The organism is Enterobacter sp. MGH 24, assembly GCF_000493015.1.
Classification (GTDB): Bacteria; Pseudomonadota; Gammaproteobacteria; order Enterobacterales; family Enterobacteriaceae; genus Enterobacter.
In genome coordinates this window covers 2,190,927-2,204,361 of the sequence record NZ_KI535657.1, presented here as the reverse complement: position 1 = coordinate 2,204,361, position 13,435 = coordinate 2,190,927, and the positions used below count along the sequence as shown (strand labels likewise).

Sequence of the window (13,435 nt, the reverse complement as noted above, 5' to 3'; positions counted from 1 at the left end):
TGCGGCGCGCTGGCTTACACCAGCGTGCCGTAAATCGTCAGCAGCGCCACGATAACCACCACCACAAACGAGGTTTTTTTCGCCATCGAAACTGCGGCTTTCGGCGTCTCAATCTTGTCGGTATGCGGCTCACGCGCCAGCGAGAACTGCGCCAGGCGCGTTAGCACCTGGTACTGCGACGTATGGCGATCGGCAAGAGACGCGAACCATGCGGGCAGCGCTTTTTCACCGTGACCAATTAACGCGTACACCACGCCCACCAGACGCACCGGGAGCCAGTCGAGCACGTGCAGGATGGCATCAATGCCGGACTGCAGGCGTTCGTGCGGCGTCAGATACCGGGCAAGCCAGGTCTGCCAGGCGCGCAGAAACGCATACCCCATCAGCAGCACCGGCCCCCACGGACCGCCCACCACGAACCAGAACAGCGGTGCCAGGTAGTAACGGAAGTTAATCCACAGCAGCGCGTTTTGCAGCTCGCGCAGAAACTCGCGCTCGTCGCAGTCCGGCGGCACGCCGTGGATCATGGTCAGTTCGCTCGCCATGGCACCGCGCGCATGGGCATCGTCACGGGAAGCGGCTTTCAGGTATGCGTGATAGTGTAAACGCACCTTGCCCGCACCAATGCACAGCACGCCAAGCAGGATCCACACCACCAGCAGCGGCACGTTGAAAAAGAGTCCGTGCAGCGCGCGCAGGAGCAGGAACGTAATGACCATCACCCCTGCCATCATCAGCAGCGTACGCAGCATAGAAAAATGCTTAATCCGGCGGAAAAGCACCTCCAGCCGGTGATCCAGATGCCAGTGCTCGCCGAGCTTGAACAGGCGTTCAGCGATGATAACCAGCAGCATGGTAAACAACGTCATGGTATCTCCTTATTCTGACGACGCGGCGAGCATGGCGCGAAAACGGGGCCAGTCAAAGGCCGGACCGGGATCGGTTTTTCTCTCCGGAGCGATATCACTGTGTCCCGTGATATTGTCGGCGATAGCCGGGTAGAGTCCAGTAAGCGCGCGGGCCACAGCCGCTAGCTGTTGATACTGTGAATCGGTGTAGGGCGTGGTATCCGTGCCTTCCAGTTCGATCCCAATGGAGAAATCATTGCACCGTTCGCGCCCGTGATACTTCGACACCCCGGCATGCCAGGCGCGCTTGTCAAAGGGAACATGCTGAACCACTTCACCATCGCGACGGATCAGGCAGTGAGCCGATACGCGCAAATGTGCAATTTCAGCAAAAAAGGGATGAGCATCGGGATCAATCGTTCCCGTGAATAACGCATCGATCCACGGACCGCCAAACTCACCCGGCGGGAGACTAATATTATGAACCACCAGCAGTGTGGGCTTTTCATCCTCCGGGCGGCAATCGTGGTGCGGCGAGGGCACACGCCGCGCATCCACCAGCCATCCGTTTTCTAACAACATGCTGGAACTCCTTCTGTATGGTGCAATGACTCGGTTCAGAGTAGCATGTTTCAATATTATGATTCGTTACCAATTTGGAGTTTTATCATGCCGCCTCGCCGCTACAACCCCGACCACCGACGTGAAGCGCTTCTGGAACGTATTAATATGGATATTCCGGCAAGCGTCTCCCATGCTTTGAAAGAAGATCTGGGCGGTGACGTTAATGCTGAAAAGGATATTACCGCACAATTGTTGCCAAAAGAGACACGCTCCCACGCGGTCATTATCACCCGTGAAGACGGCGTCTTTTGCGGAAAACGTTGGGTTGAAGAGGTCTTTACCCAGCTGGCGGGCGATGATGTACAGGTCACCTGGCATGTTGAAGACGGCGATGCAGTCACGGCCAACCAGCCGTTGTTCGAACTGGACGGTCCTTCCCGCGTCTTGCTGACCGGCGAACGTACCGCGCTCAATTTTGTACAAACGCTCTCAGGCGTGGCCAGTGAAGTGCGTCGCTACGTTGACCTGCTGGCCGGCACCCGGACCCAGCTGCTGGATACCCGCAAAACGCTGCCGGGCCTGCGCACCGCGCTGAAGTATGCGGTGCTCTGCGGTGGCGGCGCAAACCATCGCCTGGGCCTGTCCGACGCCTTTCTGATTAAAGAAAACCACATTATTGCCTCTGGCTCCGTGCGTCAGGCGGTGGAGAAAGCCTTCTGGCTGCACCCGGATGTGCCTGTTGAGGTGGAAGTCGAAAGCCTGGAGGAGCTGGAGCAGGCGATTAAGGCCGGGGCCGATATCATCATGCTCGATAACTTCGAAACGGAGCTGATGCGCGAGGCGGTAAAACTGACAAACGGCCGGGCCCAGCTTGAAGTGTCCGGGAACGTCACTTTCGAAACGATTCGTGAATTCGCCGAAACCGGCGTGGATTACATCTCCGTCGGCGCGCTGACCAAACACGTTCGCGCCCTCGACCTCTCAATGCGCTTCAAGTAACGCATTCTCCCCTCTCCACCCGGAGAGGGGAATTTCAGCCCCGCTCGCAGATCCGCTGTTCTTCCCTGCAACACTGAATAAATTCTCTGAAGCCCTCTTCCCGTTCCCTTTTTTGCCTCTCGTTTCTGCTCTTTCTCGCTGACAAAGTAGCGCCACTTTGCATAAGGAGCAGATATGGACAGACAACAAGGCTTTACACTCATTGAGCTGATGGTGGTCATTGGTATCATTGCGATTCTGAGCGCCATCGGCGTTCCCGCCTATCAGAACTACCTGCGCAAGGCGGCGCTGACCGATATGCTGCAAACCTTCGTTCCCTACCGTACGGCCATTGAGCTATGCGCGCTGGATCACGGTGGCGTGGAGAGCTGCGACGCCGGCAGTAACGGTATCCCTTCCCCCACCACGACACGCTACGTTTCAGGAATGAGCGTGGCGAAAGGGATTGTGACCTTAACAGGACAGGAGAGTCTTACCGGGCTGACGGTAACCATGACGCCACGGTGGAGCGACGGCAACGGTATGACGGGCTGGACGCGTGACTGCAGCATCAGTGCTGACAGCGCCCTGAAACAGGCCTGCGAAGACGTTTTCCGCTTCGACAATAACTGAGGAGCGGATGATGAATACCGATCAACTCGTGGCGCTTTGTCTGCGCCATCACGCTCTGCTGCTCACCAGCGACAGTGACATGGTCAGCATCGCCGTCGTGGGCAGCCCCGCGGCTGAACTCATGGAGGCGCTGCGCTTCGCGACCCAGAAACGGATTGATATTGAGTGCTGGAGCGCTGAGCGCATGGAAAAACACCGGCAGCTATTGTCACAATCGCATCTGCCCGTCGTTTCGCAAACACACTCAACGGTGGATATCCTCAACCACACGCTGCAGCAGGCAATCAACCTGCGCGCCTCCGACATTCATATCGAACCGATGGAGCACGCGTGCCAGATCCGTTTACGCATCGACGGGGTTCTTTGTCCCCAGCCTCCGCTTGCCGCCTCGCTGGCAAGCCTGTTCAGCGCACGTTTAAAAGTGCTGGGTAACCTGGATATTTCAGAACGTCGTTTACCTCAGGACGGCCAGTTTACGATTGAGCTGGCAAACGCGCGGTCTCGTTTCGAATTGCGACGCTTCCCTGCAGCGGTGGCGAGAAAATTGTCCTGCGTCTTCTGCATCAGGTTCAGCAGGCACTCGAGCCAAAAGCGCTTGGCATGAGTGCTGAACAGCTGGCCTGTTTTAATGAGGTCCTCCACCAGCCGCAGGGGCTAATTCTGGTCACCGGCCCTACCGGCAGTGGCAAAACCGTGACGCTGTATAGCGCACTGCAGGTACGTAACACCCCTGACGTCAACATCTGCAGCGTGGAGGATCCCATTGAGATCCCCCTTGCGGGATTAAACCAGACGCAGATTAATCCCCGGGCGGGTTTAACATTCCAGAGCGTGCTGCGGGCATTGCTGCGTCAGGATCCAGACATCATTATGGTCGGTGAAATCCGTGACGGTGAAACGGCAGACATTGCCCTTAATGCCGCCCAGACCGGGCATCTGGTGCTGTCGACGCTGCACACCAACTCGACGACGGAAACCCTGATTCGCCTGGAGCAGATGGGCGTGGCGCGCTGGATGATATCTTCCGCGCTGTCGATGGTGATTGCCCAGCGGCTGGTCCGGCGTCTGTGCCCACATTGTCATCGGGAAGCCAGCGAACATGCTGAATTACCGCGCGCCGTATGGCCCAGACCGCTTCCACGCTGGCAGCCTGTAGGCTGCGATCGCTGTTATCACGGTTTTTATGGCCGCGTGGCCATTTTTGAAGTACTCGCGATCGACAATGTCCTGCGGCAGGCCATTGCCAGCGGGGCAGGAACAGAAGTAATAGAGTCGGGCGCCCGGCAGGCGGGAATGATTTCTCTTTTTGAGCACGGCTGCATGGCCGTCGAACAAGGGCTGACCACGATCGAAGAGCTGGTGCGCGTCCTGGGTATGCCGGATGGCTGCTAATCAACTCTGGCGCTGGCGAGCGCTCACCCAGGAAGGAGAACCCCGAAGCGGGACGCTCTGGGCCACAGACCATGCAGCCGCCTTCACCAGGCTGATGCGTAGCGACCTCCATCCACTGACGCTGACCCGATGCGCTCAGCGACACCGCTGGCGGCCACAGCACTGCTACGAGATGTTTCGCCAGCTCGCAACGCTTCTGCAGGCTGGTCTGACACTGTCCCACAGCCTGCAGATGCTCGCAGAACAACATCCGTTAAAACCGTGGCAGGCGCTGCTGCAAAGCATTGCCGATGAGCTCAGTGAGGGAGCCCCCTTTTCTGAGTCGCTAACTAAGTGGCCAGCCGTTTTTAGCCCACTGCATGTCTCGATGGTGAAAACCGGTGAGCTAACAGGGAAGCTGGAGGAGTGCTGTCGTCAGCTCGCAAAGCAGCAAAAAGCGCAGCAGCAGCTCAGAGCGAAGGTGAGAAAGGCGCTGCGCTACCCGGCGATCGTCCTGACCCTGGCCGTGCTCGTGGTGCTGGCGATGGTCACCCTGGTCTTGCCAGAGTTTGCCGCTATCTACAAAACGTTTAACACTCCGCTTCCGCTGCTGACGCAAATGGTCATGGGGATGGCCGCATTTATGCAGTCATATGCCCTCACGTTGTTCGCCGCGTTATTAGCGCCCTTAGCCGCCGCCTGGGCTCTGCGACAGAACCCTCGCTGGCAGCGCATGCTGATGCAGACACCCGTGTTGGGCGCACTGGCAAAAGGTCAAAAGCTGGGACACATCTTTACCGTGCTGTCACTCACGCAGCAGGCAGGTATTCCCTTTTTACAGGGCCTGGAGAGCGCAGAGGAGACCGTTGAAAGTTGTTACTGGCGGGGAATACTTCGCAGCGTTCGGGAGGAGATTGAAAAAGGTCTCCCCGTCTGGTCATCCTTTCAGAAAGCGGCCATCTTTACCCCGCTGTGCATTCAGCTTTTACGAACCGGCGAAATGTCAGGTGCGCTGGACATCATGCTGGCAAACCTCGCCCGGCATCACACGGAACAGACCTTCCAGCGGGCAGATAATCTGGCGGCACTTCTCGAGCCGGTGCTTCTGATTGTGACAGGGGTCATCATCGGCACGCTGGTGGTGGCAATGTACCTGCCGATTTTCCATCTGGGGGATGCGATGAGCGCGGGTTAGTGCAGAACAGTGCTGGCGCACGGGCATGCGCCAGCTGAAGCCATTACAGGCTATTGAATACGCGGTTTTCCTGTTCCTGAACGCGAATAAACGTTGTACGTTTCGTCAGCTCTTTCAGGCGGGATGCCCCAACGTAGGTGCAGGCCGAGCGCAGGCCGCCGAGGATATCGCGCGCGGTGTATTCAACCGGGCCGCGCAGAGGCAGCTTCACGGTTTTGCCTTCTGCCGCACGGTATTTTGCCACGCCACCGACGTGACGGGTCATCGCGGATTCAGAACTCATGCCGTAGAACAGCATAAATTTCTCGCCGTTTTCTTCAACAACGGTACCACCGCTCTCTTCGTGGCCTGCCAGCATACCGCCGAGCATCACGAAGTCCGCGCCGCCGCCGAAGGCTTTTGCAACGTCGCCCGGCATGGTACAGCCGCCATCGCTGATGATCTGGCCGCCCAGACCGTGCGCCGCATCGGCACATTCAATGACTGCGGAGAGCTGCGGATAACCGACGCCGGTTTTGACGCGTGTGGTGCACACGGAGCCCGGGCCAATACCCACCTTCACGATATCTGCACCGGAGAGGATCAGCTCTTCACACATTTCGCCGGTCACCACGTTGCCCGCGATGATGGTTTTCGTCGGCCAGGCCTCACGCGCCTTGCTGACGAACTGCACGAAGTGTTCGGAGTAACCATTCGCCACGTCAATACAAACGAAGTTGAGCGCCGGGTTAGCGTTCAGGATCTGTTTGGTCTTCTCGAAATCCGCATCGGAGGTACCGGTGGAGACCATCACATGCTTCACCACGTCAGCAGACGCGGACGCAACAAACGCATTCCACTCTTCAGGGCTGTAGTGTTTGTGAACGGCGGTGAGAATGTCGAACTGTGCCAGGGCGGTTGCCATCTCAAAGGTTCCCACAGTATCCATGTTGGCAGCGATGATCGGCACGCCAGACCAGGTCTGACCGGAATGCTTAAAGGTGAATTGACGTTCGAGTTCAACGTCTGAGCGACTTTTCAGTGTAGAGCGTTTAGGGCGGATAAGAACGTCTTTGAAACCTAACTTCAGATCTTCTTCGATACGCATGTGCGGATTCCTGGGGTTAGAGGCAAATATGTTAAAAGCACAACTCCAGTGACGTTATCATACGCACTAATACCTGCTCCGCAAGACTGCGAAATTCTCTTTTTTTACGCTACAATCCTATAAATTTACCTGGTAAAAAGCCGGTAAACGGGGCTAAACAGTTGCTGGCGCACCTAAGAGTTTTAATCAACTGATTTTAATAATGAATAATTCCCAGGATTTGATTTAATGGGGTATATCGTCGCATTAACCGGCGGCATCGGTAGTGGCAAAAGTACCGTTGCGGACGCGTTCTCTCGTTTAGGCATCACGATTATTGATGCCGATATCATTGCCCGCCAGGTGGTAGAGCCCAATACACCCGCGCTAAAGGCCATCGCAGAACATTTTGGTTCGGCCATCATCAATACTGATGGCACACTGAATCGCCGCCAGCTTCGTGAATGCATTTTTTCCGATTCTGCAGAAAAAGTCTGGCTTAATGCCCTGCTCCACCCCATCATCCACCAGGAAACTCAGCGTCAGATTGCCGCAGCCCGCTCGCCCTATGTCTTGTGGGTGGTTCCGCTACTGGTTGAAAATCAGCTGCAGAAGAAAGCCGATCGGGTGCTGGTGATTGATGTCTCTCCCGAAACGCAAATTCAGCGAACCATGACGCGCGATCGCGTCTCGCGGGAGCATGCTGAACAAATTCTTGCCGCTCAGGCTACGCGCGCTCAGCGCCTTGCCGTGGCGGATGATGTCATTGATAATAACGGCGCACCAGATGCCATTGCATCGGATGTTGCCCGTCTGCACGCGCAGTATCTGACGTTCGCCGCGCAGGCCGTTGCACAGGAAAAACCATAATGTCGACACACATCCTTTTTGAGCATCCGCTCAACGAAAAAATGCGCACCTGGCTGCGCATCGAATTCCTTATTCAACAGCTTTCACAACATCTGCCTGTTAACGATCATGCCACGGCGCTGCATTTCTTCCGCAACGTGGGCGATCTGCTGGATGTGATTGAACGCGGCGATGTCCGCACAGAATTACTCAAAGAGCTGGAGCGCCAGCAGCGTAAATTGCAGGCATGGACAGAGGTCCCCGGCGTAGATCAGAGCCGTATCGATGCGCTCCGCCAGCAGTTGAAAAGCAGTAGCGCCATCCTGATGGCCGCGCCGCGCGTCGGGCAGTTCTTGCGTGAAGATCGTCTGATCGGCCTGGTGCGCCAGCGTCTTAGCATCCCTGGCGGCTGCTGTAGCTTCGACCTGCCGACGCTGCACATGTGGCTACATATGCCACAGGCGCAGCGTGACGCGCAGGTGAACAGCTGGCTGGCAAGCCTGGAGCCAATGCACCAGACGCTGTCGCTGATCCTCGATCTGATCCGTAACTCTGCGCCGTTCCGCAAGCAAACCAGCCTGAATGGTTTCTTCCAGGATAACGGTGATGATGCCGATCTTCTGCGTCTCAATCTGTCTCTTGGTGAACAGCTTTACCCACAGATTTCCGGGCATAAGAGCCGCTTTGCGATTCGGTTTATGCCGCTGGACAGTGAAAATGGCACCGTGCCGGAACGTCTCGATTTTGAACTGGCCTGTTGTTAAGGAGTGCCGATGTCTGATGTCACCACCGTAAGCTGCCCGACCTGTGGCAAAACCGTTGTCTGGGGCGAAGTGAGTCCGTTCCGCCCATTCTGCAGCAAGCGCTGTCAGCTCATTGACCTGGGCGAATGGGCGGCGGAAGAGAAACGCATTCCAAGCGAAGGCGATCTCTCGGACAGCGATGACTGGAGTGAAACCCAGCAGTAATCTGTAAAGCCTGCTGGCGCTTCGCTCAGCAGGCCTACGGTTGTGCGACTAACCGCAGGATCACGGGCTCATTGGCTGGCGGGAATTTTTCGGCATCACTTGCCTGAAGTTCCACCCAGTTACCCGGCTGTCCCTCTTTTCCCCAGGGTTCACCTTCCCAGTTTTCCACCAGCCAGAACCACAGCGTGATGTGCCTGTCCGGGAACTGGTATTCAAGCTTATCAAACAGCGTTGCGCCAAGCGGAGTGATCCCCACCTCTTCCTGAAGCTCCCGAACCAGCGCCTCTTCCGGCGTTTCACCTGACTCGATTTTACCGCCCGGAAACTCCCACTTGTTCGCCATATGGGCGTCGGCAGCGCGCTGGGTGATGAAGATTTGGTTTTGCGGGTTGCGAATAATCCCAACGGCAATTTGCAGTATTTTCATATTGTCACTTCCATAAAAAAGGCGCAGAAATCTGCGCCTTTTTGTTTTTTTATGAACTTAGCTCAGACGGCCGTGGCACGCCTTGTACTTTTTACCGGAACCACACGGGCACGGATCGTTACGACCCACTTTACGATCGCCGGTCTGCGCGGCGATCGCCGCTGCGGCTTCGCTGTCGTCGGTCTGATGACTCAGCTGCTGCATTTGTGCCAGACGCTCTGCTTCTTCACGACGCTGCTGTTCCATCGCTTCCACTTCTTCCGGCATACGCACCTGAACCTTGCTCAGGGTGCTGATCACTTCATACTTCAGTGATTCCAGCATAGAGGCAAACATGGAGAAGGATTCACGCTTGTATTCCTGCTTCGGATCTTTCTGCGCATAGCCACGCAGGTGGATACCCTGACGCAGGTAGTCCATCGCCGCCAGGTGCTCTTTCCACAGGGAGTCCAGGGTCTGCAGCATCACGCCTTTTTCGAAGTGACGCATCATCTCAGCGCCAACGACCTCTTCCTTACGCTTGTAAACGTCCAGCGCGGTTTCAAAGATACGTTCACGCAGGGTCTCTTCGTGCAGCTCAGGCTCTTTATCCAGCCACTCTTTGATTGGCAGATCGAGATCGAAGTCGTTCTTCAGGCGTTCCTGCAGGCCTTCAACATCCCACATCTCTTCCAGAGACTGCGGCGGAATATGCGCGTCGATAGTGGCTTTAAACACATCTTCGCGGATGCTGTTGATGGTTTCGCTCACGTCGGACACGTCCAGCAGTTCGTTACGCTGGGTGTAAATCGCGCGACGCTGATCGTTAGCCACATCATCATATTCCAGCAGCTGCTTACGAATATCAAAGTTGCGGCTTTCCACTTTACGCTGTGCGTTAGCGATCGCTTTAGTCACCCACGGGTGCTCAATCGCTTCGCCAGGCTTCATGCCCAGCTTACGCATCATGCCGGATACGCGGTCGGAGGCGAAAATACGCATCAGCGCATCTTCCATAGACAGGTAGAAGCGGGATGAACCGGCATCACCCTGACGACCTGCACGGCCACGCAGCTGGTTATCGATACGACGGGATTCATGACGCTCTGTACCAATGATGTGCAGACCGCCGGAAGCCAGAACGGCGTCATGACGAACCTGCCAGTCGGCTTTGATCTGCGCAATCTGTTCTGGCGTTGGGTTTTCCAGCTCCGCCACTTCAGCCTGCCAGCTACCGCCCAGCATAATATCGGTACCACGACCCGCCATGTTGGTGGCGATGGTCACGGCAGCCGGATAACCCGCCTGCGCAACAATGTCTGCTTCTTTGGCGTGGAATTTGGCGTTAAGAACGTTGTGTTTGATACCCGCTTTAGTCAGCTCGTGCGAAACCACTTCGGATTTCTCGATGGAGATGGTCCCCACCAGAACCGGCTGGCCATTGGCAGTACGGTCGCGAATATCTTCGATGATCGCCTGAATTTTTTCCGCTTCGGTCATGTACACCAGGTCCGGCATATCCTTACGGATCATCGGACGGTTGGTTGGAACAACCACGGTATCCAGCTTGTAGATTGAGCTGAATTCAAACGCTTCGGTATCAGCAGTACCGGTCATGCCCGCCAGCTTCTCGTACAGACGGAAGTAGTTCTGGAAGGTGATAGACGCCAGCGTCTGGTTTTCATTCTGAATATCCACACCTTCTTTGGCTTCCACAGCCTGGTGCAGACCGTCAGACCAGCGACGTCCCTGCATGGTACGGCCGGTGTGTTCATCGACGATGATCACTTCGCCATCTTTTACGATGTAATCGACGTCGCGGGTGAACAGCGCGTGGGCGCGCAGTGCAGCGGTCACGTGGTGCATCAGCATAATGTTGCTTGGGGAGTAAAGGGACTCGCCCTCTTCCATGATGCCTTCAGCGACCAGCAGCTCTTCAATTTTCACCAGACCGCGTTCGGTCAGGTTCACCTGACGCGCTTTTTCATCCACGGAGAAGTGGCCTTCACCCTGGAAGGTATCCGAGTCCTCTTTCTCCTGACGCAGCAGGTGTGGAATAATTTTGTCGACCTTACGGTACATCTCGGAGCTGTCTTCAGCCGGGCCGGAGATGATCAGCGGGGTACGCGCTTCATCGATCAGGATGGAGTCCACCTCATCCACCAGCGCATAGTGCAGTTTACGCTGTACGCGCTCTTCCGGGCTGAACGCCATGTTGTCACGCAGGTAGTCGAAGCCGTATTCGTTGTTGGTGCCGTAGGTAATGTCCGCGTTGTACGCTTCGCGCTTGGCTGGCGCAGGCAGGCCGGACATGTTGATGCCGACGGTCATACCGAGGAATTCGAACAGTGGACGGTTGTTTTCGGCGTCACGCTGCGCCAGATAGTCGTTGACGGTAACGACGTGAACGCCTTTACCGGTCAGCGCGTTCAGGTAAGCCGGCAGCGTTGCGGTCAGGGTTTTACCTTCACCGGTACGCATTTCCGCGATGCAGCGCTCGTTAAGCACCATACCACCCAGCAGCTGAACGTCGAAGTGACGCATGCCGAATACGCGCTTACTCGCTTCGCGCACGACAGCAAACGCTTCCGGGATCAGGCTTTCTAAGGTTTCGCCTTTTTCCAGACGCGCACGGAATTCCGCCGTTTTCGCTTTAAGCTCGTCATCAGAGAGCTTCTCCATCGCCGGTTCCATACCGTTGATGACGGCAACTGCTTTACGCATACGGCGCAGGGTACGATCGTTACGACTACCAAAAACTTTAGTTAACAATTTGATTAGCATAATAAATTCTCAAACGCCCCATCGTGGGCAGATAAATTAAGGTATTGAAAAAGTTAATTTAGCTGAGGCGTTGCGGCCCGGCGCGAATGCCGTGGGCCTGGCTAATCCAGGTTGAAACAGAGAATGAAACAGGTGAAACAAACGCACGTTGCGTCGTCTGGCGAACCATGACCGGCGGCTGGCTGTCCTGCGTGAGCAGCGCGTTGAGCGTGTCCAGCAGGGCAAGATGCTGAGCCTGCACCGGCAGCGTCTCTTCCGCAACAGGCATGGCCTGCGGCGCCATCGCGAAGGACAGATGGCGGATAACCGTGCGGATGGCATGCTGGTGCCAGTAATCAACGGAGAAGTTTGGGCGGCGGTTGGCTTCAAGCCACGCGAGGTTAGTAAAGTTAACCCGCGTGTTGAGATCGTGTTTGGTGGTAGAGGTTTTTGCGGGGGTCGCCGCTTCGGCACTGCTGCAGAGCGCAGGCAAGCCGAAACTCGCCGCGACCATCCCTAATAAGAGATGCGGCCAGAAGTAACGTCTGCCAAATTGTCGCCAGCGCGTCAGTATTCCGCTCACCTGCTCCACCCAATAAGCCAGCCTTGCAGAGGCTGAGTTCAGTTATTCTTTTTAGCGCCCAGATAGTATCACTAAAGCCACTATACATCAGCAGGAATGAGGTGCCGCCGCGTGGAAAAACGGTCAAGAATGCAGCTAACGCACACATTTTCTGCGTAAGACAAACGAGAAATAACGCTGGGGCAAACGAAGAAGGGTAAAAATAAAAACGACTGGTCTTCCTGGTCGGAGAGAGTACCAGGTTAACCAGTCGATTTTTTTACGAAACGGTTTGAACCGTTACGCCAGAACCATGCTTGGTGCTTTGAAAGCCAGCGGCAGTTCAGCTTCGTCTTCGAAAGTCACATATTCCCAGGCTTCCTGTTTCGCCAGGACGGCCTGCAACAGTTTGTTGTTCAGCGCATGACCGGATTTAAACGCGGTAAATGCACCAATGATGTTGTGACCACACATGAACAGGTCGCCGATAGCATCCAGCATTTTGTGACGAACGAATTCATCTTCGAAACGCAGGCCGTCTTCGTTCAGTACGCGATAATCGTCAACAACGATGGCACAATCGAAGCTGCCGCCCAGGCACAGGCCGCGGGACTGCAGATATTCGATATCACGCATGAAGCCAAATGTACGGGCTCGGCTGATCTGGCGCATAAACGCATCGGCAGAGAAGTTCATCGCATAGCGTTGGGTGCTGGAATCAATCGCCGGATGGTTAAAGTCGATGGTAAAGTCCAACGAGAAACCATTGTACGGTTTGAATTCAGCCCACTTGTCGCCATCTTCGACGCGAACGGTCTCTTTGATGCGAACAAATTTCTTCGCGCAGTTCAGTTCTTCGATGCCGGCATCCAGCAACAGATAGACGAACGGTGCAGCACTGCCATCCATAATCGGGATTTCTGGCGCATCGACTTCAACAATAATGTTGTCGATACCCAGACCCGCCAGGGCGGCGTTCAGGTGCTCTACGGTAGAAATCCGCACGTCATGCTCGTTCACCAGACAAGTACAGAGCATAGTATCACGCACAGATTTGGCATCGGCCGGAAAATCTACCGGTGGATTCAAGTCGGTGCGACGATAGATGACCCCGGTATTGGCCGGCGCAGGGCGTAACGTCAGCGTGACTTTCTTGCCGGTATGTAAACCGACACCCGTCGCCTGAACGATACGTTTAAGTGTCCTTTGTTTGATCATCGTATAATCTCGCC

Annotated in this window: 13 protein-coding genes and 1 pseudogene; 7 read left to right on the top strand and 7 right to left on the bottom strand. The window is 55.8% G+C overall.

Annotation, left to right across the window (positions count from 1 at the left end; all coding sequences use genetic code 11):
- Window positions 1-14: 14 nt before the first annotated feature.
- Both ampE and ampD read right to left on the bottom strand, forming a co-directional pair.
- Window positions 15-869 (bottom strand): beta-lactamase regulator AmpE, encoded by an 855-nt coding sequence (ampE, locus tag L370_RS11430; RefSeq protein ID WP_023334520.1) that lies wholly within the window; start codon window positions 867-869, stop codon window positions 15-17.
- Window positions 870-878: 9 nt separating this feature from the next.
- The gene (gene ampD / locus L370_RS11435) at window positions 879-1,430 is read right to left on the bottom strand and encodes a 1,6-anhydro-N-acetylmuramyl-L-alanine amidase AmpD (protein WP_023334519.1); all 552 of its coding nucleotides are present in this window, start codon (window positions 1,428-1,430) and stop codon (window positions 879-881) included.
- Between the two features lie 87 nt (window positions 1,431-1,517).
- On the opposite strand from ampD, the gene nadC reads away from it, so the two are divergent.
- From nadC to hofC, 4 genes and pseudogenes are all read left to right on the top strand, one after another.
- Window positions 1,518-2,411, top strand: coding sequence for a carboxylating nicotinate-nucleotide diphosphorylase (nadC, locus tag L370_RS11440; RefSeq protein ID WP_023334518.1), 894 nt, complete (start codon window positions 1,518-1,520; stop codon window positions 2,409-2,411).
- 174 nt (window positions 2,412-2,585) lie between these two features.
- Window positions 2,586-3,023, top strand: coding sequence for a prepilin peptidase-dependent pilin (gene ppdD, locus L370_RS11445; RefSeq protein WP_023334517.1), 438 nt, complete (start codon window positions 2,586-2,588; stop codon window positions 3,021-3,023).
- Window positions 3,024-3,030: 7 nt separating this feature from the next.
- A pseudogene (gene gspE, locus L370_RS23810) lies at window positions 3,031-4,415 on the top strand (type II secretion system protein GspE).
- Window positions 4,405-5,589, top strand: coding sequence for a protein transport protein HofC (gene hofC / locus L370_RS11450; RefSeq protein ID WP_032666567.1), 1,185 nt, complete (start codon window positions 4,405-4,407; stop codon window positions 5,587-5,589). Before gspE ends, hofC begins: the two are co-directional and overlap by 11 nt.
- Before the next feature lie 43 nt (window positions 5,590-5,632).
- Here hofC and L370_RS11455 read toward each other — a convergent pair whose 3' ends face one another.
- Window positions 5,633-6,676 (bottom strand): GMP reductase, encoded by a 1,044-nt coding sequence (locus L370_RS11455; protein ID WP_023310407.1) that lies wholly within the window; start codon window positions 6,674-6,676, stop codon window positions 5,633-5,635.
- Between the two features lie 228 nt (window positions 6,677-6,904).
- Between L370_RS11455 and coaE the strand changes: the two genes are divergently transcribed.
- From coaE to yacG, 3 genes are read left to right on the top strand one after another with little or no spacing between them, the layout of a single operon-like run.
- Window positions 6,905-7,525, top strand: a complete 621-nt coding sequence (coaE, locus tag L370_RS11460) for a dephospho-CoA kinase (RefSeq protein ID WP_023334513.1) — start codon at window positions 6,905-6,907, stop codon at window positions 7,523-7,525.
- Complete coding sequence (zapD, locus tag L370_RS11465) at window positions 7,525-8,268, top strand: cell division protein ZapD (protein WP_023334512.1); 744 nt, start codon at window positions 7,525-7,527, stop codon at window positions 8,266-8,268. The genes coaE and zapD overlap by 1 nt, the downstream gene beginning before the upstream one ends.
- Before the next feature lie 9 nt (window positions 8,269-8,277).
- A complete protein-coding gene (gene yacG, locus L370_RS11470; RefSeq protein WP_023334511.1) occupies window positions 8,278-8,472 on the top strand; it encodes a DNA gyrase inhibitor YacG in 195 nt (64 codons plus the stop codon).
- A 34-nt stretch (window positions 8,473-8,506) separates the two neighbouring features.
- Here yacG and mutT read toward each other — a convergent pair whose 3' ends face one another.
- The 4 genes from mutT to lpxC all read right to left on the bottom strand — a co-directional run bounded on the left by mutT (window position 8,507) and on the right by lpxC (window position 13,421).
- Window positions 8,507-8,899, bottom strand: a complete 393-nt coding sequence (mutT, locus tag L370_RS11475; RefSeq protein ID WP_023310403.1) for an 8-oxo-dGTP diphosphatase MutT — start codon at window positions 8,897-8,899, stop codon at window positions 8,507-8,509.
- 57 nt (window positions 8,900-8,956) lie between these two features.
- Entirely contained in the window at window positions 8,957-11,662 is a 2,706-nt protein-coding gene (gene secA / locus L370_RS11480) for a preprotein translocase subunit SecA (RefSeq protein WP_023334510.1), read from the bottom strand.
- 58 nt (window positions 11,663-11,720) lie between these two features.
- Window positions 11,721-12,224 carry a secA translation cis-regulator SecM gene (gene secM, locus L370_RS11485; protein WP_032666690.1) on the bottom strand — a complete coding sequence of 168 codons (504 nt, stop codon included), beginning with the start codon at window positions 12,222-12,224 and terminating at the stop codon, window positions 11,721-11,723.
- Between the two features lie 279 nt (window positions 12,225-12,503).
- Window positions 12,504-13,421, bottom strand: coding sequence for a UDP-3-O-acyl-N-acetylglucosamine deacetylase (gene lpxC, locus L370_RS11490; protein WP_008501977.1), 918 nt, complete (start codon window positions 13,419-13,421; stop codon window positions 12,504-12,506).
- Window positions 13,422-13,435 lie beyond the last annotated feature (14 nt).